We start from the raw sequence: 23,006 nt of genomic DNA, 5'->3' as shown, positions 1-23,006 counted from the left end.
ATCATGAAAAAAGTCAAAAAATTGTCTCTTACCGATTTAGTGCTTTATGGTCTGGTGTTTATGGTGCCTATCGCACCAGTCTCTCTTTATGGCGTCGTTTATAATCTTTCGCACGGTATGGTTGCGCTGGTTTATATTATTGGCGCTATCGCGATGTTTTTTACCGCGTACAGCTACTCTACCTTATCGCAGCATATCTCCTCGTCGGGTTCGGCCTATGCGTATGCTGGCGTATGCATTAATCCCGCCGTAGGGTTTCTGACCGGATGGATATTACTGCTGGATTATCTTTTGTTCCCTACGCTCGTAGCTGTGCTGGGCGGTGTCGCGGTCCACGCTATTTTACCGCAAATCCCGGTCTGGGTCTGGCCGTTGATTTATGTGGCTATTGGCACCGGAGTCAACTATCTCGGGATACAGCAAACGGCGAAATTTGATAAGTTACTGGTCTTTATTCAACTCGGTATTCTGGCGATTTTCGTGCTACTCATTGTCCGTCTGTTGATGCTGGACAGTAGTCAGATAACGCTTTCCTTCCGGCCTTTTTTCGATTCACAGTGGTTCACCCCAGGGCTCATCGCGACGGCGATTTCGGTGGCGGCGCTGAACTTTCTCGGCTTTGACGCTATCAGTACATTAAGTGAAGAAAGCGAAGGCGGGGGACGCGCCGTCAGTAAAGCAACGCTGTTGGCGTTAGTTTTGGCGACGGTACTGTTTATTATCGTTGTGGCGTTTGCGGCGTTCGCCACCGGTAATGTCGACCGCTTCGCGGAAGGTAATGCGACGAATGAAGCATTTTTCACCATTGCCGGCAACGTTGGCGGTATCTGGCTCAAAGTGGCGTTTTCCATCATTGTGGCGTTTGTGTGCGCCGTCGGCAACATTATTACCGCGCAAACGGCGGTGTCCAGAGTGTTATTTTCAATGGGGCGCGACCGAATGTTGCCCGCCTTCCTCGCTCACGTCCATACCACGCGTAAAACGCCGGATTATGCCATTCTGTTTACCGGCGGCGTCACCCTGCTGCTCAGCTACCTCTTTTCCGGCAAGATTGAATCTATCTCCACGCTGGTGAACTTTGGCGCGCTTTTCGCTTTTTTTGTCGTGAACCTGTGTGTGTTTATCCTGTTCAATTTCCGGATGAAAGCCCAGCGGCGCATTTTCGCCCATGTTATTTCGCCGATCATGGGGATGATCGTCATCGGCTACGTCTGTTTAAACATGAACATTCACGCTCTGATACTCGGAATTAGCTGGGCGGCCATCGGGATAGCGATTCTGTGCTATCGAAAAGCACACAACCAAAACATCGCCATCGACCTGGAAGGCAAAAAGTTGCTCGATTGACATTATGCGCAACAACACCCGCTGTTGCGCAACGCCGCCCCTGTTCGGGCGGCGTCATCGCCAGCGACATCGTAAACAGCGTAATAACAAACCGTTGTGGATCTGCACAGATGTCTTTTGAAACAGGGTTTTCATTTTCCTTTTTTGTAAATTTCAGCGTATAATGCGCGCCAATTGTCTCTTGAATGGTTTCAGCGCATTGGACTGTAAAACTCAACGACTAAAATTATCCCCTTCCCGTTGGGCTGAAACGCGAGCACACATTCCTCTGCACGCTCTTTCGATGTCACCTATCCTTAGAGCGAGGCATCATCACTTTAGCAACACAGGCTTAGCTTCCGGGCCGTGCGCGCCCGAAGCCAGATTTCCATATCCTCCTCAACTTAAAGACTAAGACTGTCATGAAAAAGACGAAAATTGTTTGTACTATCGGTCCGAAAACCGAATCCGAAGAGATGTTAAGCAAAATGCTGGACGCGGGCATGAACGTGATGCGTCTGAACTTCTCTCATGGCGATTATGCAGAACACGGTCAGCGTATCCAGAATTTGCGCAACGTGATGAGCAAAACTGGTAAAAAAGCCGCTATTCTGCTTGATACTAAAGGACCAGAAATCCGCACCATTAAACTGGAAGGCGGTAACGACGTTTCGCTGAAAGCGGGTCAAACCTTTACTTTTACCACCGACAAATCCGTGGTCGGTAATAATGAAATCGTTGCCGTCACCTATGAAGGCTTCACCAGCGACCTGAGCGTTGGCAACACCGTCCTGGTTGACGATGGTCTGATCGGTATGGAAGTGACCGCCATCGAAGGCAATAAAGTCATTTGTAAGGTGCTGAACAACGGCGATCTGGGCGAGAACAAAGGCGTTAACCTGCCGGGCGTTTCTATTGCGCTGCCGGCGCTGGCTGAAAAAGACAAACAGGACCTGATCTTCGGTTGCGAACAGGGCGTTGACTTTGTTGCGGCGTCCTTTATCCGTAAACGTTCTGACGTTGTCGAAATTCGCGAGCATCTGAAAGCCCACGGCGGCGAAAACATCCAGATTATCTCTAAGATCGAAAACCAGGAAGGCCTGAACAACTTCGATGAAATTCTCGAAGCTTCCGACGGCATCATGGTTGCGCGTGGCGACCTGGGCGTAGAAATCCCGGTTGAAGAAGTGATTTTTGCGCAGAAAATGATGATCGAAAAATGTATCCGCGCACGTAAAGTCGTGATCACCGCGACTCAGATGCTGGATTCTATGATCAAAAACCCGCGTCCGACCCGCGCAGAAGCAGGCGACGTTGCGAACGCCATCCTCGACGGTACGGATGCGGTTATGCTGTCCGGCGAATCCGCAAAAGGGAAATACCCGCTGGAAGCCGTTTCTATCATGGCGACCATCTGCGAACGTACCGACCGCGTCATGAACAGCCGTCTGGACTACAACAACGACAGCCGTAAACTGCGCATTACGGAAGCGGTATGCCGCGGTGCGGTAGAAACCGCCGAAAAACTGGAAGCGCCGCTGATCGTGGTAGCGACCCAGGGCGGTAAATCCGCTCGCGCCGTGCGCAAATACTTCCCGGACGCCACCATCCTGGCATTGACCACCAATGAAGTGACCGCCCGTCAGTTAGTACTGAGCAAAGGCGTGGTATCGCAGCTGGTGAAAGAAATCAATTCTACTGATGATTTCTACCGTCTGGGCAAAGATGTCGCCCTGCAAAGCGGCCTCGCCCAGAAAGGCGACGTCGTAGTAATGGTCTCCGGCGCGCTGGTTCCAAGCGGCACCACTAACACCGCCTCTGTTCACGTACTGTAATAATTGTTGTGTGAATTAATTTGTTTAAAAAAGCGCCCTTCCGGCGCTTTTTTTATTTAATCGATAGCCACTATTAATAAAAAAATCAAATCGGATTTTACTATCTAATTGCGGATTATCTAAGAAGAATCCGATGGAAGCCCCCTGTTTTCTTTCGGTTTTTTAGGGACTTTCATGCATTTCGATGCTTCTTTGAGCGAACGATCAAAAATAAGTGCATTCCCATCAAAAAAATATTCTCAACATAAAAAAGTTTGTGTAATACTTGTAACGCTACATGGAGATTAACTCAATCTAGAGGGTATTAATAATGAATCGTACTAAACTGGTACTGGGCGCGGTAATCCTGGGTTCTACTCTGCTGGCTGGTTGCTCCAGCAACGCTAAAATCGATCAGCTGTCTTCTGACGTTCAGACTCTGAACGCTAAAGTTGACCAGCTGAGCAACGACGTGAACGCAATGCGTTCCGACGTTCAGGCTGCTAAAGACGACGCAGCTCGCGCTAACCAGCGTCTGGACAACCAGGCTACTAAATACCGTAAGTAATAGTACCTGCGTAATAAAAATGGCGCACATTGTGCGCCATTTTTTTTACCTATATAACCACACAAAGTATAAGGTTATTGTTATGACCCGTACTAACAAGCTGATCTTAGGTGCAGTAGTTCTGGGTTCCACGTTACTGGCAGGTTGTTCCAGCAACGCTAAAATCGATCAGTTGTCTTCCGATGTACAGACGCTGAGCGCTAAAGTTGAGCAACTGAGTAATGACGTAAATGCAATGCGTTCCGACGTTCAGGCTGCTAAAGACGATGCTGCTCGCGCTAACCAGCGTCTGGACAACAAAGTAGTATCCCACGTCCGTAAGTAATTTGACGCACGATATAAAATGGCGCACATCGTGCGCCTTTTCTTTACCCACATAACCACTCATAATATAAGGATATTATTATGACCCGTACTAACAAACTGATCTTAGGTGCAGTAGTTCTGAGTTCCACGTTACTGGCAGGTTGTTCCAGCAACGCTAAAATCGATCAGTTATCTTCCGATGTACAGACGCTGAGCGCTAAAGTTGAGCAACTGAGTAATGACGTAAATGCAATGCGTTCCGACGTTCAGGCTGCTAAAGACGACGCAGCTCGCGCGAACCAGCGTCTGGATAACAAAGTATTCCGCATCTGTAAATGATTTGACGCACGATATAAAATGGCGCACATCGTGCGCCATTTTTTTGTCCGTCGTTTGCGGCGAAGGCTACTGCGTGACGCGCGTTTGCCCCTCTTCTCCGACAAAACCGTTCTGAGCGGATTCGACTGCGGTCGTATTTACCGCTGGCGTCTGCCCGGCGCTCACGCTGACTGGATACCCGGCTCGCCGGTATAGCGCCTTATCGACCAGGCGACTATCCACCCCTTGTGCGTTTCTGAACGCGGTAAATTCCGCAGGCAACACGTAGGGCATCGTCTGCACGTTTTGCTCTTCTTCCGGCGATAGCGGCCTGTGTACCTCTACATAACGAATGCCATTCGGCTCGACAGAGAATTTCACCGGCTGGTTAATCACTTTTACCGGCGTCCCCGTTCTGACCTGCGCAAATAACGCTTTGATGTCCGGCGCGTTCATGCGAATGCAACCGGAACTCACGCGCAGACCCACGCTATCCGGCGCGCTGGTGCCATGAATGAGATATTCCCCATTACCGTGCGCCAGACGCAGCGCATAGCGTCCCAGCGGGTTATTTGGCCCGGCAGGGATCACCGGCGGCAGCGTGATCCCCCGCTCAAGCGAACGTTGGCGTATGCCCGCCGTCGGCGTCCACGTCGGGTTGGGGATCTTTTGCCCTATCCGGGTGTCCATGACGGGAGTTTCCAGTCCCTGCAAACCGATGCCGATGGGATACACCTGAACGCGGTTTTCTCCCGGCGGGTAATAATACAACCGTAGCTCCGCGAGGTTGACGATAACGCCTTCCCTGGGCGCATCCGGCAATAGCATCTGCGAGGGAATGGTAATTAGCGTACCGGGCTTAGGCACCGGCGCAATCGTATTGTTCGCTTCAAGGATGAGCATCGCCGCCGTATCAAAACGCCGGGCGATAGCCTGCAGGTTTTTATCACCTTCCTGTACGGTATAGGTTTGATTCTGACCAATAAGACGGCTGCCTTCTGGCGGTAATGGATAATCAACCGCCCAGGCTGCCTGTAACGCGCTATACGCGCCGATAATAGTTAGCGTAATGAAAGACGCACGTTTCATACCAAACCTCCTGTATTCCTGGTGATGCCCTCTGCGACGACTGGTAGCGCTTCGCTTATCAGAACAACAAAATATACGCTCTGTCCACTCTGGATAAAGCGACGTCGCCGTCCGACAAAGGATTTGACATCAGGTAGAACGCTGTCTGTACAGTTTAGCTAAGAGTGGCGGCCTTAGCGCGAATTGCGCGAATCATTGCTTCCAGCCCCTGAGAACGAGAAGGCGTGAGGTGCTGCGTAAGCGCCATTTTTTCGAACCATGGCCGGACATCAAAATGCACAATATCCTGCGCCGTCATCTGGTGGTACAAAATAAATACCACCGCCATAAGGCCTTTAACGATCGCCGCGTCGCTGTCGCCCTGCAATTCGATAATGCCGGTGGCGTTTCGCCGCATCACGATCCACACCTGGCTCTGACAGCCATGAATCGTATTTTGCGGATTGCGATCCTGCGGATTTAACTCCGCCAGGCGCTGCCCCAACTCAATAATATATAAATATTTCTCTTCCCAATTAGCGCAACGCGTAAAGTTACGCAGCAATTTTTCTTTATCCGGTAGCGCAGCCATAAAACCTCACTGTTATCCCAATAAGCGGTGGATACGCGTTAATCCTGCCACCAGTCGGTCCACTTCTTCATGGGTGTTATACATCGCCAGCGAAGCCCGGCACATTGCCGGCACGCCATACCAGGCCATGAGCGGCATCGCGCAGTGATGCCCCGTTCGTACCGCGATGCCGTAATTATCAAGAAAGCTGCCGACGTCGTAAGCATGGTGTTTACCCAGATTAAACGCGATGACGCCCAACCGCTGTGCCGGACCATACAGCGTGATATCAGGCACCTGCGCCAGTTGCTCCAGCGCATAGCGCATCAGCATCTGCTCATAATCGCCAATCTTATCCAGTCCCAGCGACGTCACATAGTCAATTGCCGCGCCGAGACCGATGATGCCGCCAGTATTCGGCGTTCCCGCCTCAAAACGCCAGGGCGCTTTCGCCCATGTCGTTCCCTGCGTCAGGCTGACGGTCGAGATCATCGACCCGCCCCCTTCCCACGGCGGCATTTCTTGCAGCAACGCCTCTTTAACATACAGAATACCGATGCCGGTCGGCCCGTAAAGTTTATGGCCGGAGAAAACGTAAAAATCGCAGTCCAGCGCCTGGACGTCAACAGCATGGTGCATCACGGCCTGGGCGCCATCCACCAGCACTTTCGCCCCATGCTGGCGCGCCAGCGCAATCATGTCCGGCAGCGGGTTTTCCGTCCCCAGCACATTGGAAACATGGGTAATGGCCAGTAGTCGAGTCCGGTCATCGAACAGCGCAGCTAAGGTCTCCAGCCGCAGCGTACCGTCAGGATGCAACGGGATCACGCGCAGTTCAGCGCCTTTGCGCTCGCACAGCATCTGCCAGGGAACGATGTTGGCATGATGCTCCATCTCGCTGATGATAATGTTATCCCCGGCGCGAATATTTTCCGTTCCCCAACTGTTGGCGACAAGGTTAATGCCCTCCGTCGTACCGCGCACGAACACCAGTTCTTCTGCGGAGCGGGCGTTAATAAACCGCGACGCCTGCTTACGCACATTCTCCATGCTTTCGGTCGCCTGCGCGCTTAACGTATGGATACCTCGATGTACCGCAGCATAGCCGTGACGGTAGAAGGCAGATTCAGCGTCAATCACCTGATTGGGTTTTTGAGCGCTGGCTGCGCTGTCCAGGTAAGCCAGCGGCAGGCCGTTAACTTCACGCTGCAGTATGGGAAAATCCGCCCGTACTTTTTCTACAGGAAATGTCATACCAGGCCTCCGGGCAGTCGCTGACCGATTCGCGCCAGCACCTGCTGTTTAAGGGCGCTATCCTGGATAGCTTCCGTTAACTCTGCGGCAAACGCGTAAAGAATCATGTGCCGCGCCTCCTGCTGCCTGATGCCGCGTGATTGCAGATAAAACATCTGCTCATCGTCAATACGCCCGATCGTCGCGCCGTGGCTGCACTTCACGTCATCGGCATAGATCTCCAATTGCGGTTTGGTATCGACTTCAGCCAGTTTCCCCAACAACAGGTTATTATTGGTCATCTGGCCGTCGGTTTTAATGGCGTGTTGCGCCACGTTAATCAGGCCATTAAAGACCGCGCGTCCTTTGTCGCTGACGATGGTCTTGTGCAACTGGCGGCTGTTACAGTAACCTTTGTTATGTTCCAGCCATGTCCGCGTATCGCAGACTTCATTTTTCACCGGCATCGCCAGACTATTCAGTCGAAGCGTCGCGTTTTCACCATTCAGTTGTGAGCTGCTGTGGTGACGTAGTACTGCGGCGCCCAGCAGAAAACTGTGGCTAAACGCCGAGGCGTCTGTCGCCAGCAGAAGATCGTTATGCGCAAAGTGATAGCTGGACGCATTTTCAAACGCCAGTTTGATATGACGCAGTTGCGCATTGTCTGCAACGTTCATCGTCAGACGCGCGCCGGTAAAATGTTTTGCCGCTGTAAGGCTGACATAATGCTCAATAACCGTCGCTTCCGCGCCTTCCGCCAGCGCCAGATGGTGGCGATAATGCGCGGTATTCAGCTCGTCGCCATCCACGCCCTGCGTGATATGCATTAACAGTAGGGGCCTGGTCGGACGCTGATTTCGCCGGACCTGTATATACGTGACACATTGCGCCAGGCTTTCCGTCAGATGCAGAAAAACCTCGGGATATACCGGCGCGGCAAGCGTCTGGCGCTCATCCCTGACGCTAACGTCAAATCCGCTGTTTTGCGTGCTATCACTGAGCTCTGGCATAAACCGACCATCGACAAACACCAGCCGCACGGCATCGATTTGCAGCGCCAACGCATCACGCTGTGCGGCGCTGATAGTCACACACTGCTGGATAAACTGGCTATGGGTTAAGCCCTCCAGCGGCGTGTATTTCCAGTCTTCATGTTTACGCGTCGGCAATCCCAGACGTAACATCTGTTGTAAATGTTGTCTTGCCTGCTCAGTTCGACTTTCTCTTTTTTCCTCAAAGAGATGCTGCCATTGCTGTAGCGCTTTACTGCTGTTCGGTAAGCCAGCCATAACCCTGCTCCTCCAGTTGTTTGACCAGAGTAAAATCGCCGGATCGGACAATTCGCCCCTGATAGAGGACATGGACGTAATCAGGCTTGATGTAGTCCAGTATGCGCTGATAGTGGGTCACGATAATAAAAGCGCGTTTATCGTCGCGTAACGCGTTGACGCCTTCCGCCACAATTTTCAACGCATCGATATCCAGTCCGGAGTCAGACTCATCAAGGATGCACAGTTCCGGCTCCAGCACCGCCATTTGCAAAATATCATTGCGCTTTTTCTCCCCGCCGGAAAAACCGACGTTTACCGAACGGGTCAGCAAATCTTCCGGCATTTTCAGCAATGCGATCTTTTCTTCCATCAGATCCTGAAAATCAAAGCGATCCAACGACGTCTGCCCGCGGTAGGCGCGCACGGCATTCAGCGCGGTTTGCAGGAAAAACTGGTTACTGACGCCGGGGATTTCTACCGGGTACTGGAAGGCCATAAAAATCCCTTCACCCGCCCGTTCCTCCGGCGACAGTTCAAGCAGATCTTTACCTTTGAACGTAACCGAGCCGCCGGTGACCTCATAATCTTCACGTCCCGCCAGGGTGGCGGAGAGCGTGCTTTTCCCGGAACCGTTCGGCCCCATAATGGCGTGAACTTCGCCGGGGCGAATCTCCAGATTCAGGCCGCGCAAAATCGCTTTTTCTTCCACACTGACCTGTAAATCTTTAATGCTTAACATGGGTTTTCCTTCATCATTAACCGACGCTGTGCTCAAGGCTAATCGCCAGCAGTTTTTGCGCTTCAACGGCAAACTCCAGCGGCAGTTCCGAGAAAACGTCTTTGCAGAAACCGTTGACGATCATCGAAATAGCGTCTTCTTCGCTGATGCCGCGTTGCAGACAATAGAAAAGCTGATCTTCACCGATGCGTGATGTTGTCGCCTCGTGCTCCAGCTGCGCGCTGTTATTGCGGCATTCAACATACGGGAACGTATGTGCGCCGCAGTCCGCGCCAATCAACATGGAGTCGCATTGGGTGAAATTTCGGGCGTTGGTTGCCGTCGGCATAATTTTTACCAGCCCACGGTAGCTGTTCTGGCTGTGGCCGGCGGAAATGCCTTTTGAAATAATGGTTGAGCGCGTGTTTTTACCGATATGGATCATTTTGGTGCCGGTGTCAGCCTGCTGATGTCCACTGGTCAGCGCAACGGAATAGAACTCGCCGATAGAATTATCACCGCGCAGGATACAGCTCGGGTATTTCCAGGTAATCGCCGAACCGGTTTCCGACTGGGTCCACGACATCTTGCTGTTTTCCCCTTCGCACAACGCCCGCTTGGTCACAAAGTTCAGAATGCCGCCCGTGTTGTTGTCGCCCGGGAACCAGTTTTGTACGGTGGAATATTTTACTTCAGCATCTTTATGGATGATGACTTCCACTACCGCGGCGTGGAGCTGATAACTGTCGCGTACGGGCGCGGAGCAGCCTTCGATATAACTCACATAGCTGCCTTCATCCGCCACCAGAATCGTGCGCTCAAACTGACCGGTTTTCTCAGCGTTAATGCGAAAATAGGTGGATAACTCCATTGGGCAACGCACGCCTTTGGGAACATAGATAAATGTCCCATCGGAAGCGACTGCCGCATTCAGCGCGGCAAAAAAGTTATCGTTCCCCGGCACGACGGTGCCAAGATATTTCCTGACCAGGTCAGGGTGATCGTGTATCGCTTCGCCAAAAGAACAGAAAATAATGCCCTGTTCCGCCAGTTTTTCACGGTATGTGGTCGCTACGGAGACCGAATCAAAAATCGCATCGACGGCGACCTCTTTCCCTTCGCGAACCGGAACGCCAAGTTGCTCGAAGGCGTCTTCAACCTCTTTACTCAAAAAGGTATTCGCGCCCGTTTGCTGTACCGCTCCCGGCTGGGAAACGCAGCTATCGTCGCAGTTTCCGCATGATGGCGCAGAGTAATAGCTGTAGTCCTGATAGTTCAGTTTATCGTAGTGCGCCTTCAGCCAGTGCGGTTCATCCATGTCCAGCCAGGCTCTATAGGCATTGAGACGAAATTCCAGCATCCACTCAGGTTCGTTACGCTTTGCGGAAATCGCGCGCACCACCTCTTCGCTGATGCCTTTTGCCAGTTCATCAGTGGGTAATTGCGTGAAAAATCCTTCTTTGTAATTAAGGCGTCCGCCTGTCCAGATGCCGACCTCTTCCGTTGCTTCAGTATTACGAGACATAGTACCGCCTATACCCCAAAACTTTCGCCGCAGCCGCATTCATTCTGGGCTTTGGGGTTATGAAATTTAAATAACTGGTTCAGCCCTTCCTGTACGTAATCCACTTCTGTTCCGTCAATAAAAGGCATCGCCTGTAACGGTGCGAAAAGCTTTGCGCCTTCGGCTTCAAAAACCAGATCGTCTTTATCCGGCTCCCGAACGGTATCCAGAACATAGCCAAATCCGGCACATCCCGTCTGTTTTACGCTTAACCGCACGCCCAACATGCCCGGCTGCTTTGCTGCCAGTTCACGTATGTGCGCAGCCGCCGCTGGCGTTAACGTCAGCCCTTGCCAGGGGAAGTCCTCCGGGTTAAACGTGTCTGAATGCAATTCCATAGAGTTACCTCGCGTTCTAAATCACCAGGATATAACAGCATGTTAGTGATAATGATTATCACTTCAACCCCTTAACCGCAGGGGCTTTCCAACAAATGGTCATATTGAGCGCCTTTTATTAAGCATAGACCCTGTCCGTCAGGTCATACGACAGACAAAAAATCGCTTAACTTTTTGATAAGTAATGATTTATAAGATATTAACCGTTCTGACAGGTCAAAAACGAAAAGATGTATAGAAAATGACTATTTAATTAATAGGCTGTCGACATTGCCGGGCGGCGAGGTCAGAACCCCATTTTTTGTATGGATACCTGGCGTTGCGCTCTTTATAATCCGCTGCGGTTCTATAACTCAGTTTGAGCTATAGGTTTATGTAAACTCTTTCCGGCATTTCAGGTGCTGAATGAGGCAAGAGGCTTAAAATATGGTTGTTACGCTCGCGTATATCGCACTTTTTTTGGTTTTCTCGTGGGTCATCTTGAGAATTAATCAAAAAAGCGATTCCCTGTCGAAAAGCGTTTTTATCGCTATCTTTTTAGGGGCTGTTATTGGTTTATCCCTGCATTTTATTTCAGCAAATCACACTAAAACTATTATCGAATGGTACAGCATCGTCGGCAATGGTTACGTCCACCTGCTAAAACTGGTCGCTATACCGCTAATTTTTATTTCTATTCTTTCCGCCATCAATAAACTGGAAAATAGCGCCGGCATCGGAAAAATGTCGCTGACGATCGTCGGATGCATGTTATGTCTGGTGATGGTTGCCGGTTTTATCGGATTACTGACCGCTCATGTGCTGGGGCTTGACGCCAGCGCTTTTGTGCACATGCCGTCAATGTTAACTACGGAAGAAGTCAATAAGACTGCCGCGGTGTCGATTCCCCAGTTAGTGACATCGCTGATTCCGACTAATATTTTTCTTGATCTTACGGGGGCCAGAAGTGTTTCCGTTATCGGCATCGTTATCTTCACGCTAATAGCGGGGATCGCTCTGTTAAAGGTCAAAAAAGAGGCGCCGGAAGAAGGTCAGAAATTAAGCGCAGGCATTAACGCTATTCAGATATGGGTCATGAAGATGGTACGTATCGTTATTGCATTAACGCCCTATGGCGTCATGGCATTAATGACTACCGTATTTTCATCATACCACTTTGAACAATTCGCCAGCTTACTTGGTTTTATCGGCGCCTGTTACATCGCGATTTTCATGATGTTTATCGTGCACGCCATCTTGCTGATCCTCAGCGGTAATAATCCAGCGCGTTATTTCAGAATGGTCTGGCCCGTCTTAACCTTTGCGTTTGTTTCCCGCAGCAGCGCAGCCTCTATCCCGCTGGCCATTTCCGCCCAGGAAAAATTTGGCGTACAAAGCACCATTGCCAATATTTCCGCCTCGTTTGGCTCCAGTATGGGGCGAAATGGCTGCGCCGGGATTTATCCGGCTATTATGGTAGCGATGATTGCGCCCACCATCGGCATTGATCCGCTCTCGCTGCATTTTCTGGCCGCGATGTTGCCTGCCATTGCGCTAGGGTCTATTGGCGTAGCCGGCGTCGGCGGCGGTGGTACGTTCGCGGCGCTGATTGTCCTGTCGACATTGAATTTTCCCGTTGCGCTGGTCGGTATTTTTATTGCCATTGAACCTATCGTTGATATGGCCCGCACGGCACTGAACGTTAACGGATCGATGATGTCAGGTGTGCTGGCTAACCGTATTTTGAATAATCATACGGCTGACGACATGCCAGCGTTTATTGACAGACCTTAGTTTTTTACGCGCCCGGAAAAGAAAAACCCTTAAGTCTGTTCAATACAGGCTTAAGGGTTCCGGCCCCATCCGGCGCTTATCTCCAGCACTCTTAATGGCTTAGCTCTTGAAGGGGCATAAGAATAATCTCATAAAGAGCGCGCGCCTTTTTAGCACAAATGGCGATCTGTATTTTTTTTAAACAAAATCAAGGGGGTTATCTATTACCGGGGGACAGTGTCTGGTGAGATCGCCTGGTAACATAGCCGGATGGCGGCTAACGCCTTATCCGGCCTACACAGACTTTATTAATGCACGCCCAACCGCCAGGCGAAATAGATCTCTTCTTTCAGTTCGGTTGCAGAGAGGGTGAGGAGATCGGCAAACTCTAACTCCAGCTGTTTTAAACGCTTCAAATACTGCGCGGGAGAAAGTTCGGTTTTATCACGGCGTAAAAATTCAATCGCCAGTTGGGTTGGGTCTAAATCAGTAGACATATCATCCTCGCTTATGTGTAATCGTGCACAGTATATCACCTTTTTCTGCGCACATTTTGACCAAAAGCAATATGCATCACACTTTTATGGTGACAACGTCACACAATCGCCGTAGTAAGGCGCGAAGAACAGCACAGACGTCCCTGTTCATCAAAGATCTCTATCTGCCAGACCTGATGGCGAGCCCCGGTATGCAACGCTTTACAGACGCCTCGTACGCGCCCCTGACGCGCCGACCGTACATGGTTGGCATTCACCTCCAGCCCCACCACCTTTTGCTCCCCCTGCGTACACAGATAGCCTGCGACCGAGCCGATACTTTCCGCCAGCACCACAGACGCTCCGCCATGCAGCAAGCCGAACGGCTGTTTGGTGCGATGATCGACGGGCATTGTCGCTTCCAGCGTATCGTCCCCAATACGCTCAAAGCGGATATCAAGCAGGCCAACCATATTCCCTTCCCCCATCGCATTAAGCGCATCGAGGGTCACTTCACGTTTCCAGATCAACCTATAATCTCCAGTAATGCCTGCAACGGGTGACGCACGCCCGTACCTTCAATGCGTTTAACCTGGCTTCGGCAGGAATAGCCGGTTGCCAGGCAGCGATTTCGCGGTAGACGTTGCATCGCCTGATGCCAGGATAGCTCATAAATTCCCAGCGAATTTTTATGATTGGTGAGTTCATGTCCATAAGTGCCCGCCATACCGCAGCAGCCTACGCTGACATTTTCCAGCTTCGCGCCAAAATGGGCAAAGATGGCGGCCCACTGCGCAGGCGCGCCGGGTAAAGCCGTGACTTCCGTACAATGACCAAAAAAGTACCACGGTTCGCCGCTCACCTCGACGGACAGTCTTGCATTTATTTCCTGCGCCAGCCATTCATTCACCAGCAACACATGAAAATCGCCGCGCTGTTCGCCCAGCGCCAGTTTGTATTCGTCGCGATAACACAGAACCAGTGCCGGATCGACACCCACCATCGGCATCCCCAACGCGGCGATCCGATTAAGGAACTCAGAGGTTTTTTTCGCCGTTTTCGCAAAGCGATTAAGAAAACCTTTAATATGCTGCGCCTTACCATTCGGCGAGAACGGTAACAATACCGGCCTCCTGCCCAGCTTTTCCGCCAGGCGGATAAAGTCCGCCACGACCCGGGCGTCGTAGTAGCTGGTAAACGGATCCTGAACCACCAGTACCGTTTTCGCTTTTTGCTCGGCGCTCATGCGTTCCAGTTGCTCAAGCGTCATATTGGCGGACGGATGGCCCACCAGTTGCTGTTGCAATGAAGGGGCAGAAAGCAGAGGTAAATCCACCATACCGATATGTTTTTTCGCCAGATTGCGAACCATCGGTTGGTTAATAAAAAAGTTAAAGGTCTTTGGCGCACGCGCCATCAGCGGCGCGTAGGTCTCGACCGTCGCCACCAGATGATCGCGTACCGGGCGCAGATAACGCGTATGGTAAAGCTGTAAGAAACGTGAACGAAACTCCGGAACATCGATTTTAATCGGACACTGGGTCGTACAGGCTTTACACGCCAGACAGCCGGACATGGCCTCTTTAACTTCATGGGAAAAGTCATACTCGCCTTTGCGTTTGTGCCAACTATTCCGGGTGCGGGCAATCAGCGTGCGTAAGCTGGCGCGTTTTTCCGGCAACTCCTTTTCCAGCTTCAGCGGATCGACGCCGCGATCGGCCAATAGACGGAGCCATTCCCGTACCAGCGTCGCCCGCCCTTTCGGCGAGTGGATCCGGTTAAGGCTAATTTTCATCGACGGGCACATCGGGCTTTTCGCATCGAAATTAAAGCACAGGCCGTTACCATTACACTCCATAGCGCCGCGCCAGGTCTGCCGTACCGCCAGCGGGATTTGCCGATCCCAGGTGCCGCGTTTTACCGCATCCACCTTCATCATCGGCGCCTCTATCCCCTGCGGCGGACAGATTTTACCCGGGTTAAGTCGATTATGCGGATCAAAAGCCGCTTTTATTTTGCGCAGCTCGCCATACAGAACTTCGCCGAAAAAGGCCGGGCTGTATTCCGCACGAAAACCTTTTCCATGCTCGCCCCACAACAGCCCGCCGTATCTGGCGGTCAGCGCGACGACCTCATCGGAGATCTGTTTCATCAACAGTTCCTGCTGCGGATCGCACATATCCAGCGCCGGACGCACATGTAGCACCCCGGCATCCACGTGGCCGAACATGCCGTAACTTAAGCCATGACCATCCAGCAGGGCGCGAAATTCGGCGATGTAATCGGCCAGATGTTCAGGCGGCACGCAGGTATCTTCCGCAAAAGGAATCGGTTTGGCAGCACCTTTCGCATTACCCAGCAGCCCTACCGCTTTTTTACGCATCGCGTAAATACGCTCAATACCCGTCAAATCGGTACAAAGTTGCCAGCCGATCACGCCCGCTTCCGCACGTGCCATCAGGCCATCCAGCCGGTGGCACAGCGCCTCGACCTGTCCGTCAATAAGCGCTTCATCGTCACCCGCGAATTCCACGATATTCAGGCCAAGCATTTCTTTATCCGGCACATCGGTAATCAATTCGCTAACGGAGTGCCAGACAATATCTTCCCGCGCGAGGTTAAGGACTTTGGAATCGACCGTCTCGACGGATAAGGCGCGCGCATCAACCATAAAAGGGGCGTTACGCAGCGCGGAATCAAAGGAGTCGTATTTTACATTCACCAGACGGCGGACTTTGGGTATCGGGGTAATATCCAGCCGGGCTTCAGTAATAAACGCCAGCGTCCCTTCCGACCCCGTTAAGATGCGGGTAAGATCGAAGCGGGTCATATCATCGTTAAAGACGTGGCGTAAATCGTAGCCTGTCAGGAAACGATTGAGCTTTGGAAAGCTATCGAGGATAAGTTGACGGTTTTCCAGGCAGGACTGATAGACGGTCTGATAGATGCGGCCTGGCGTCGTCGTGTTTTCACCCAGCGTCCGGGCAAGCTCTACGGGCATCGATTGCGTGTCAAGGATATCGCCCCCCAACAATACGGCCCGTATGCCTAAGACGTGATCTGACGTTTTTCCATAGACCAGCGAACCCTGACCAGAGGCATCGGTATTAATCATACCGCCAAGCGTGGCGCGATTACTGGTGGAAAGTTCCGGCGCAAAAAAATAGCCATACGGCTTTAACGCCTGATTAAGCTGATCTTTTATCACCCCCGCCTCTACCCGCACCCATCCCTCTTCAGAATTAATTTCAATAATGCGGTTCATATAGCGGGACATATCAACAATAATGCCCTGGTTTAGCGCCTGGCCATTCGTGCCAGTACCGCCGCCTCGAGGGGTAAATATCAGCGACGTAAAGCGCGGCTCCGCCGCCAGACGGGCAAGAAGCGCGACATCCGCCGTAGAACGGGGAAACACAACAGCATCGGGAAGAAGCTGGTAGATACTGTTATCGGTCGACATTGTCAGACGGTCGGCATAGCTGGTTGCCGTATCGCCCGTAAACCCTTGCTGCTCCAGCGCCTGCAAAAAATTGAGCACCAGCTGAACGACGCCGGGTGCCTGAGAAATTTGTGGAATCATTATATTGACCTTTTCCTGCGGTCTATGTTGTGAACGGTGGCGCCCAACCCGGCGAGCGCGAGCGGTCTACGCACAGGAAGGGATGCTTAATCGTTTGCGTGTTGCGTTATTTGTTGTATCACATTTTTTTCCTGTGCGCCCAACAGAATTACATGCAGAATCGGCCTGTTAAAAACCGCTGAAATTGCTCATCATTATAGGGTGTGGTTTGCATGTTCACGTCGCGCCAACGTTCTGGCGCAAAGACAAAGGTGAAAAGTATTTATGGTAAATGTTCGTCAGCCCAGGGATATTGCGCAAGTGCTGCTATCGGTGCTGTTTTTAGCCATCATGATTGTGGCCTGTTTGTGGATAGTACAGCCTTTTATTTTGGGGTTTGCATGGGCAGGTACGATTGTTATCGCGACCTGGCCCGTTTTGCTGAAATTACAAAAAATATTGTGGGGCCGCCGCTCGCTTGCCGTACTGGTCATGACGCTGCTGTTAGTGCTGCTCTTCGTTATTCCCGTCGCCTTGCTGGTGAACAGCATTGTCGACGGTAGCGGCCCGCTCATCCATGCAGTGACCGGCGGCGATATGACGCTACCCGATCTGGCATGGTTAAATAATATTCCGTTGGTTGGCGCCAAACTGTATGCCGGATGGCATAGCCTGCTGGATATGGGCGGTAGCGCTATTATGGCGAAAGTGCGGCCTTATATCGGCACAACCACGACCTGGTTTGTCGGTCAGGCGGCGCATATCGGACGCTTTATGATGCACTGCGCCCTGATGCTGTTGTTTAGCGCCCTGCTTTACTGGCGCGGCGAACAAGTGGCGATGGGAATACGCCATTTTGCCTGTCGTCTCGCGGCTAAACGCGGCGATGCGGCGGTTCTGCTGGCTGCCCAGGCGATCCGCGCCGTGGCGCTTGGCGTGGTGGTCACCGCGCTGGTACAGGCGGTACTTGGCGGCGTCGGGCTGGCGATTTCCGGCGTGCCTTACGCTACCCTGTTGACGGTAGTGATGATCCTTTCGTGTCTGGTTCAGTTGGGGCCGTTGCCGGTATTGATTCCAGCCATTATCTGGCTTTACTGGACAGGCGACACCACCTGGGGCACCGTGCTGCTGGTTTGGAGCGCCGTCGTCGGCACTCTGGATAACGTGATTCGCCCGGTACTCATCCGCATGGGCGCCGATTTACCGCTGCTTCTGATCCTTTCCGGGGTAATCGGCGGCCTGATTGCATTCGGTATGATTGGTCTGTTTATTGGACCGGTGCTTCTGGCCGTGACCTGGCGTTTGTTCTCCGCATGGGTACATGAAGTTCCGGCGCCGACGAATGAACCAGAGGAGATCCTTGAAGAGCTGGATGATATCGAGGAAGCCAACAAGCAGTCATAATCCCGTCGGGCGGCATCGCCGCCCGATGCTTTAGCGACGTTTATCAATTCAACGCACACCCCATTTTGATTCGCCCGTCTGTTCCCCGCCGCATCTCATTTCTGTCGCAAATCCGTTACAGTTTTTAAACTATTGAGACGAATCTGATCGACGCAAAAAGTGCTCATGCCTACTATTAGCACACGGTTATAAATCAACACATTGATTTATAAGCATGGAAATCCCCTGAGTGAAACAACGAATTGCTGTGTGTAGTCTTTGCCCGTCTCCTACGATGGGCTTTTTTTTAACTTTTTTCGCTGCATTGTTACATAAGCCAGCTCCCGTTTCCCTTCAACACCGCGATATCTGCAACGAACAAATAATATTGCACAAAATAGTGTGATTCTGTTCAAGTCGAAACGGTGTCGGTGGTGCTATTTATAGCATCACTTTTTTCATATAAAAGCCTAAAAAATGATGAACGCGTTAGAACTACAAGCACTACGGCGTATTTTTGATATGACGATTGAAGAATGCACAATCTATATCACCCAGGATAATAATTCGGCAACCTGGCAACGATGGGAAGCTGGCGACACTCCCATCTCTCCAGAAATCATTGCCAGGTTAAAGGAAATGAAAGCCAGGAGACAGCGACGAATTAACGCCATTGTGGACAAAATAAATAACCGCATCGGCAATAATACAATGCGTTACTTCCCTGATTTATCTTCTTTTCAGTCCATTTATACAGAGGGGGATTTTATCGAGTGGAAAATTTATCAATCTGTTGCTGCCGAACTTTTCGCACATGATCTGGAGCGGCTGTGTTAGACGTAAACTTTATCGCCGCATCGTATTGATACCGGATAGAAAACCACACAATCACGACATTGACTTGTCACCCTATCCAATATGCTTCCTGCCTGTGTATACCACTGTAACGTTCAGGCGGCATCTCTGAGTCAGATAATATGAAAAATCGTTATTTCCCTACCGCTGTAGGGTTGTATTTTAATTACTTTGTACATGGCATGGGGGTTATCCTGATGAGCCTGAACATGTCATCGCTTGAACAGCAATGGCATACCAGTGCCGCAGGCGTATCTATTGTGATCTCTTCGCTTGGTATTGGCCGGCTAAGCGTTTTGTTAATCGCCGGTATGCTTTCCGATCGCTTTGGTCGCCGTCCTTTTATCATTCTGGGGACCGCCTGTTACCTGATTTTTTTCATTGGCATTCTTTATGCTCAGACGATTTTTGTCGCTTATGCCTGTGGCTTTTTAGCGGGTATGGCCAACAGTTTTTTAGATGCAGGTACCTATCCCAGTTTGATGGAAGCCTTCCCTCGCTCCCCCAGTACGGCAAATATTCTGATCAAAGCATTTGTCTCTGGCGGGCAATTCTTGTTGCCCATTATTATCAGTTTATTAGTCTGGGCTAATATGTGGTTTGGCTGGTCCTTCCTGCTTGCCGGGGCGATCATGCTTATTAATGCTCTGTTTTTATTACGCTGTCCTTTTCCACCCTATCCTGGTCGGATATTGAAGCCCAAAATCTCGCAAGCGCCTGTCACAGGCGTACATCATTGCTCCCTCATCGATCTTATCAGCTACACCCTTTATGGCTATATCTCGATGGCAACCTTTTATCTTATCAGCCAGTGGCTGGCGCAGTATGGACAGTTCGTCGCAGGAATGTCGTATACCCAATCCATCAAACTGTTAAGTATTTATACCTGCGGCTCGCTACTCTGCGTTTTTATTACTGCCCCGCTGGTCAGAAAAACAATTCGCTCTACCACATTATTGATGTTTTATACCTTTATCTCTTTTATTGCGCTTCTGACGGTCTGCCTGCATCCTCAGGCCTATGTTGTTATGATCTTCGCATTCGTCATTGGATTCTCTTCCGCCGGTGGCGTAGTACAAATCGGCCTGACGCTGATGGCGGCCCGTTTTCCACAGGAGAAAGGTAAAGCGACCGGCATTTATTACAGCGCCGGCAGTATCGCGACGTTCACTATTCCGTTGATCACAGCGCGGATTTCAGAAATGAGCATTGCACATATTATGTGGTTTGATACCGGTATCGCCGCAGCGGGATTTCTCCTCGCGCTGTTCATCGGTTACCGAAGTCGGGCTGAATCACAACATCACGCTGAAGCAGCGTCAACTGCACAATAAATGTTAGCGTGCCAACTGCAATATTATTGCCTTGCTATGCAAAATAAAACGTTAGCCATTATCACCGGGAAACAAAAAATGTAATTTTCGTGTTAATTATTATTCATTATCTTCACACTTATCAGAAAAATTGCGATGAGCATCACGAGTTATATGTGTTAAACAACAAATTCGCAGCAATTTTTATATTTCCCGGCTAACAAATGAAATGCTATCAATGCAATAAACCTGGCATTTTAAACGCCATGTTATGTACATATAACGACAATACCGACTTATAGTGTTACTGAACAATCGCTGCATGTAGTAAAGCAGTAATAAGCAGGACATTGAATCAAACCATCAGCAAGGAGCTGTGAACAAATGTCTCAGAACAAGGCTCGCAACATGCCATATTTGCTGGCTGTTATCTGCATTTATTTTAGTTACTTTCTCCACGGCATGAGTGTTATTACACTAGCCCAGAACATGACCTCCCTTGCACAGAAATTCTCCACGGATAGCGCCGGTATCGCCTATTTAATCTCTGGCATTGGTCTTGGCCGTCTGGTCAGTATTTTATTCTTTGGCGTACTGTCCGATAAATTTGGCCGTCGGGCAATAATACTGCTTGGCGCCGTACTATATATGCTGTTTTTCTTCGGTATTCCCGCCAGTCCTAACCTGATGATCGCTTTCATATTAGCGGTGTGTGTCGGCGTGGCGAACTCCGCGCTGGATACCGGCGGATACCCTGCATTAATGGAGTGTTTTCCCAAAGCATCGGGCTCGGCAGTTATTCTGGTTAAAGCGATGGTCTCTTTTGGGCAAATGATTTATCCCCTTATCGTCAGCGCCTTGTTAGTCAACCATATCTGGTACGGCTACGCGGTGGTAATCCCCGGTATCCTTTTCGTCCTCATCACGTTGATGCTGTTGAAAAGCCGTTTTCCCAGCCAACTTGTCGATGCCAGTATTGCGAAAGAATTACCCCAGATGAACAGTACTCCCCTCGTCTGGCTGGAAGGCGTAGCTTCCGTTTTATTTGGCGTCGCCGCGTTCTCAACCTTCTATGTGATTGTGGTCTGGATGCCTAAATATGCGATGGCCTTCGCCGGAATGGCGGAATCCGACGCGCTGAAAACCATCTCTTATTACAGTATGGGATCGTTGGTTTGCGTGTTTATTTTTGCCGCATTGCTGAAAAAAATGGTTCGCCCCATCTGGGCCAATGTTTTCAATGCCGGGCTGGCGACACTCACCGCTGCGGCAATTTACCTGTATCCCTCTCCACTGATCTGTAATGCTGGCGCCTTCGTGATTGGTTTTTCCGCTGCTGGAGGTATTTTACAATTAGGTGTATCGGTAATGTCGGAATTTTTCCCTAAGAGTAAAGCTAAAGTCACCAGTATATATATGATGATGGGGGGCGTAGCTAACTTTATTATTCCACTGATCACCGGTTATCTCTCTACTATTGGCCTGCAATATATCATTTTATTAGATTTTGCCTTTGCACTACTGACATTTATCACCGCCATTATTGTATTTATTCGCTATTATCGCGTATTTAAGATCCCGCAAAACGATGTCCGATTTGGCGAGCGTTATTTCCAGTAAAAATGTTAACTATGCGCAACAGGCATGCGCCCTGCTCTGCACTGTCCACTTATTAAGGAGTATAAAATGGATGTTACCGCAAAATATGAATTAATTGGTCTTATGGCGTATCCTATCCGTCATAGCTTATCGCCCGAAATGCAAAACAAAGCGTTAGAAAAAGCGGGGCTACCGTATACCTATATGGCTTTCGAAGTGGATAACACGACGTTTGCCAGCGCCATTGAAGGACTGAAAGCATTAAAAATGCGCGGTACGGGCGTCTCCATGCCAAACAAACAGCTCGCGTGTGAGTATGTTGATGAATTAACGCCAGCAGCAAAACTGGTTGGCGCTATCAACACCATTGTTAACGATGACGGCTATCTACGCGGCTACAACACGGATGGTACGGGCCATATTCGGGCAATTAAAGAAAGCGGTTTCGATATTCGGGGAAAAACCATGGTGCTGCTCGGCGCGGGAGGCGCGGCTACCGCCATTGGCGCCCAGGCAGCCATTGAAGGCATTAAGGAAATTAAACTGTTTAACCGTAAAGATGACTTTTTCGAAAAAGCGGTTGCCTTTGCGAAGCGGGTGAATGAAAACACCGATTGCGTCGTTACCGTCACCGATCTTGCCGATCAGCACGCTTTTACTGAAGCGCTTGCCAGCGCAGATATTCTGACGAACGGCACCAAAGTTGGCATGAAACCATTGGAGAACGAATCCCTGATCGGCGATGTTTCCCTGCTCCGCCCTGAATTGCTGGTCACCGAATGTGTTTATAATCCGCATATGACAAAGTTATTGCAGCAGGCGCAACAAGCTGGTTGCAAAACAATTGATGGTTACGGCATGTTGTTATGGCAAGGAGCCGAACAGTTTGAACTGTGGACAGGAAAAGCATTTCCATTGGACTATGTGAAGCAGGTGATGGGATTCACAGCCTGACCGGTAAAATTATAATT

At 50.6% G+C, this 23,006-nt stretch carries 21 protein-coding genes and 1 other RNA gene; 12 read left to right on the top strand and 10 right to left on the bottom strand.

The features are described from left to right. The first annotated feature begins 3 nt into the window (after positions 1 to 3). The 5 genes from ABVN36_RS07485 (at position 4) to ABVN36_RS07465 (ending at position 4,353) form a co-directional block, all read left to right on the top strand. The gene (locus tag ABVN36_RS07485; RefSeq protein WP_000756083.1) at positions 4 to 1,347 is read left to right on the top strand and encodes an APC family permease; all 1,344 of its coding nucleotides are present in this window, start codon (positions 4 to 6) and stop codon (positions 1,345 to 1,347) included. Between the two features lie 401 nt (positions 1,348 to 1,748). Further along, on the top strand, positions 1,749 to 3,161 hold the full coding sequence (pykF, locus tag ABVN36_RS07480) for a pyruvate kinase PykF (RefSeq protein ID WP_000751447.1): 1,413 nt from the start codon (positions 1,749 to 1,751) through the stop codon (positions 3,159 to 3,161). Positions 3,162 to 3,471: 310 nt separating this feature from the next. Beyond that, positions 3,472 to 3,708 carry a murein lipoprotein Lpp gene (lpp, locus tag ABVN36_RS07475; protein ID WP_001082307.1) on the top strand — a complete coding sequence of 79 codons (237 nt, stop codon included), beginning with the start codon at positions 3,472 to 3,474 and terminating at the stop codon, positions 3,706 to 3,708. Positions 3,709 to 3,790: 82 nt separating this feature from the next. Next, a complete protein-coding gene (locus ABVN36_RS07470) occupies positions 3,791 to 4,033 on the top strand; it encodes a major outer membrane lipoprotein (protein WP_023893769.1) in 243 nt (80 codons plus the stop codon). Positions 4,034 to 4,113: 80 nt separating this feature from the next. Continuing rightward, positions 4,114 to 4,353 carry a major outer membrane lipoprotein gene (locus ABVN36_RS07465; protein WP_000198783.1) on the top strand — a complete coding sequence of 80 codons (240 nt, stop codon included), beginning with the start codon at positions 4,114 to 4,116 and terminating at the stop codon, positions 4,351 to 4,353. A 66-nt stretch (positions 4,354 to 4,419) separates the two neighbouring features. Here the strand turns inward: ABVN36_RS07465 and ABVN36_RS07460 are convergent, their stop codons facing one another. The 7 genes from ABVN36_RS07460 to sufA form a co-directional block, all read right to left on the bottom strand. Beyond that, the gene (locus ABVN36_RS07460) at positions 4,420 to 5,421 is read right to left on the bottom strand and encodes a L,D-transpeptidase family protein (protein ID WP_000817060.1); all 1,002 of its coding nucleotides are present in this window, start codon (positions 5,419 to 5,421) and stop codon (positions 4,420 to 4,422) included. Between the two features lie 154 nt (positions 5,422 to 5,575). Continuing rightward, positions 5,576 to 5,992 carry a cysteine desulfuration protein SufE gene (gene sufE, locus ABVN36_RS07455; RefSeq protein ID WP_023138663.1) on the bottom strand — a complete coding sequence of 139 codons (417 nt, stop codon included), beginning with the start codon at positions 5,990 to 5,992 and terminating at the stop codon, positions 5,576 to 5,578. A 12-nt stretch (positions 5,993 to 6,004) separates the two neighbouring features. Beyond that, a complete protein-coding gene (sufS, locus tag ABVN36_RS07450) occupies positions 6,005 to 7,225 on the bottom strand; it encodes a cysteine desulfurase SufS (RefSeq protein WP_000143859.1) in 1,221 nt (406 codons plus the stop codon). After that, a complete protein-coding gene (gene sufD / locus ABVN36_RS07445; protein ID WP_023138662.1) occupies positions 7,222 to 8,493 on the bottom strand; it encodes a Fe-S cluster assembly protein SufD in 1,272 nt (423 codons plus the stop codon). Before sufD ends, sufS begins: the two co-directional genes overlap by 4 nt. Continuing rightward, positions 8,468 to 9,214 carry a Fe-S cluster assembly ATPase SufC gene (gene sufC / locus ABVN36_RS07440; protein ID WP_000948904.1) on the bottom strand — a complete coding sequence of 249 codons (747 nt, stop codon included), beginning with the start codon at positions 9,212 to 9,214 and terminating at the stop codon, positions 8,468 to 8,470. The genes sufD and sufC overlap by 26 nt, the downstream gene beginning before the upstream one ends. Before the next feature lie 16 nt (positions 9,215 to 9,230). Further along, complete coding sequence (sufB, locus tag ABVN36_RS07435) at positions 9,231 to 10,718, bottom strand: Fe-S cluster assembly protein SufB (protein WP_000089383.1); 1,488 nt, start codon at positions 10,716 to 10,718, stop codon at positions 9,231 to 9,233. Positions 10,719 to 10,726: 8 nt separating this feature from the next. Beyond that, positions 10,727 to 11,095 (bottom strand): Fe-S cluster assembly scaffold SufA, encoded by a 369-nt coding sequence (gene sufA, locus ABVN36_RS07430; protein ID WP_000418969.1) that lies wholly within the window; start codon positions 11,093 to 11,095, stop codon positions 10,727 to 10,729. A gap of 426 nt (positions 11,096 to 11,521) precedes the next feature. Between sufA and ABVN36_RS07425 the strand changes: the two genes are divergently transcribed. After that, a complete protein-coding gene (locus ABVN36_RS07425; RefSeq protein ID WP_023138661.1) occupies positions 11,522 to 12,868 on the top strand; it encodes an L-cystine transporter in 1,347 nt (448 codons plus the stop codon). A 287-nt stretch (positions 12,869 to 13,155) separates the two neighbouring features. Here ABVN36_RS07425 and ABVN36_RS07420 read toward each other — a convergent pair whose 3' ends face one another. From ABVN36_RS07420 to ABVN36_RS07410, 3 genes are all read right to left on the bottom strand, one after another. Next, complete coding sequence (locus tag ABVN36_RS07420; RefSeq protein WP_001537749.1) at positions 13,156 to 13,344, bottom strand: YdiH family protein; 189 nt, start codon at positions 13,342 to 13,344, stop codon at positions 13,156 to 13,158. 98 nt (positions 13,345 to 13,442) lie between these two features. Continuing rightward, positions 13,443 to 13,853 carry a 1,4-dihydroxy-2-naphthoyl-CoA hydrolase gene (menI, locus tag ABVN36_RS07415; protein WP_000637930.1) on the bottom strand — a complete coding sequence of 137 codons (411 nt, stop codon included), beginning with the start codon at positions 13,851 to 13,853 and terminating at the stop codon, positions 13,443 to 13,445. Next, entirely contained in the window at positions 13,850 to 16,906 is a 3,057-nt protein-coding gene (locus tag ABVN36_RS07410) for an FAD-binding and (Fe-S)-binding domain-containing protein (protein WP_023138660.1), read from the bottom strand. Before ABVN36_RS07410 ends, menI begins: the two co-directional genes overlap by 4 nt. A 264-nt stretch (positions 16,907 to 17,170) precedes the next feature. Here ABVN36_RS07410 and ydiK point away from each other — a divergent pair, with 264 nt between their 5' ends. The 6 genes from ydiK to ydiB all read left to right on the top strand — a co-directional run bounded on the left by ydiK (position 17,171) and on the right by ydiB (position 22,989). Beyond that, positions 17,171 to 18,289 (top strand): AI-2E family transporter YdiK, encoded by a 1,119-nt coding sequence (gene ydiK, locus ABVN36_RS07405; RefSeq protein ID WP_000248615.1) that lies wholly within the window; start codon positions 17,171 to 17,173, stop codon positions 18,287 to 18,289. A gap of 182 nt (positions 18,290 to 18,471) precedes the next feature. Next, positions 18,472 to 18,579, top strand: an RNA gene (rprA, locus tag ABVN36_RS07400) — antisense sRNA RprA. A gap of 166 nt (positions 18,580 to 18,745) precedes the next feature. Beyond that, positions 18,746 to 19,105 carry a YdiL family protein gene (locus ABVN36_RS07395; RefSeq protein WP_000980455.1) on the top strand — a complete coding sequence of 120 codons (360 nt, stop codon included), beginning with the start codon at positions 18,746 to 18,748 and terminating at the stop codon, positions 19,103 to 19,105. A 140-nt stretch (positions 19,106 to 19,245) separates the two neighbouring features. Continuing rightward, complete coding sequence (locus ABVN36_RS07390; RefSeq protein ID WP_000797669.1) at positions 19,246 to 20,457, top strand: MFS transporter; 1,212 nt, start codon at positions 19,246 to 19,248, stop codon at positions 20,455 to 20,457. Between the two features lie 363 nt (positions 20,458 to 20,820). Continuing rightward, positions 20,821 to 22,056: an MFS transporter gene (locus tag ABVN36_RS07385; protein WP_000081209.1), complete on the top strand. Its 1,236-nt coding sequence runs from the start codon at positions 20,821 to 20,823 to the stop codon at positions 22,054 to 22,056. 66 nt (positions 22,057 to 22,122) lie between these two features. Continuing rightward, positions 22,123 to 22,989, top strand: coding sequence for a quinate/shikimate dehydrogenase (gene ydiB, locus ABVN36_RS07380; protein WP_000383488.1), 867 nt, complete (start codon positions 22,123 to 22,125; stop codon positions 22,987 to 22,989). Positions 22,990 to 23,006 lie beyond the last annotated feature (17 nt).

The organism is Salmonella sp. SJTUF15581, assembly GCF_043356775.1.
Taxonomy (GTDB): Bacteria; Pseudomonadota; Gammaproteobacteria; order Enterobacterales; family Enterobacteriaceae; genus Salmonella; species Salmonella enterica.
Note: the sequence above shows the minus strand (reverse complement) of the source record. Positions and strands in the feature narration are given on the sequence as shown.

Excerpts from the sequence above, each read along its gene's own strand:
- ABVN36_RS07485 (WP_000756083.1), top strand. The coding sequence starts at position 4 with ATGAAAAAAGTCAAAAAATTGTCTCTTACCGATTTAGTGCTTTATGGT.
- pykF (WP_000751447.1), top strand. The coding sequence starts at position 1,749 with ATGAAAAAGACGAAAATTGTTTGTACTATCGGTCCGAAAACCGAATCC.
- lpp (WP_001082307.1), top strand. The coding sequence starts at position 3,472 with ATGAATCGTACTAAACTGGTACTGGGCGCGGTAATCCTGGGTTCTACT.
- ABVN36_RS07470 (WP_023893769.1), top strand. The coding sequence starts at position 3,791 with ATGACCCGTACTAACAAGCTGATCTTAGGTGCAGTAGTTCTGGGTTCC.
- ABVN36_RS07465 (WP_000198783.1), top strand. The coding sequence starts at position 4,114 with ATGACCCGTACTAACAAACTGATCTTAGGTGCAGTAGTTCTGAGTTCC.
- ABVN36_RS07460 (WP_000817060.1), bottom strand. The coding sequence starts at position 5,421 with ATGAAACGTGCGTCTTTCATTACGCTAACTATTATCGGCGCGTATAGC.
- sufE (WP_023138663.1), bottom strand. The coding sequence starts at position 5,992 with ATGGCTGCGCTACCGGATAAAGAAAAATTGCTGCGTAACTTTACGCGT.
- sufS (WP_000143859.1), bottom strand. The coding sequence starts at position 7,225 with ATGACATTTCCTGTAGAAAAAGTACGGGCGGATTTTCCCATACTGCAG.
- sufD (WP_023138662.1), bottom strand. The coding sequence starts at position 8,493 with ATGGCTGGCTTACCGAACAGCAGTAAAGCGCTACAGCAATGGCAGCAT.
- sufC (WP_000948904.1), bottom strand. The coding sequence starts at position 9,214 with ATGTTAAGCATTAAAGATTTACAGGTCAGTGTGGAAGAAAAAGCGATT.
- sufB (WP_000089383.1), bottom strand. The coding sequence starts at position 10,718 with ATGTCTCGTAATACTGAAGCAACGGAAGAGGTCGGCATCTGGACAGGC.
- sufA (WP_000418969.1), bottom strand. The coding sequence starts at position 11,095 with ATGGAATTGCATTCAGACACGTTTAACCCGGAGGACTTCCCCTGGCAA.
- ABVN36_RS07425 (WP_023138661.1), top strand. The coding sequence starts at position 11,522 with ATGGTTGTTACGCTCGCGTATATCGCACTTTTTTTGGTTTTCTCGTGG.
- ABVN36_RS07420 (WP_001537749.1), bottom strand. The coding sequence starts at position 13,344 with ATGTCTACTGATTTAGACCCAACCCAACTGGCGATTGAATTTTTACGC.
- ABVN36_RS07410 (WP_023138660.1), bottom strand. The coding sequence starts at position 16,906 with ATGATTCCACAAATTTCTCAGGCACCCGGCGTCGTTCAGCTGGTGCTC.
- ydiK (WP_000248615.1), top strand. The coding sequence starts at position 17,171 with ATGGTAAATGTTCGTCAGCCCAGGGATATTGCGCAAGTGCTGCTATCG.
- ABVN36_RS07395 (WP_000980455.1), top strand. The coding sequence starts at position 18,746 with ATGATGAACGCGTTAGAACTACAAGCACTACGGCGTATTTTTGATATG.
- ABVN36_RS07390 (WP_000797669.1), top strand. The coding sequence starts at position 19,246 with ATGAAAAATCGTTATTTCCCTACCGCTGTAGGGTTGTATTTTAATTAC.
- ABVN36_RS07385 (WP_000081209.1), top strand. The coding sequence starts at position 20,821 with ATGTCTCAGAACAAGGCTCGCAACATGCCATATTTGCTGGCTGTTATC.
- ydiB (WP_000383488.1), top strand. The coding sequence starts at position 22,123 with ATGGATGTTACCGCAAAATATGAATTAATTGGTCTTATGGCGTATCCT.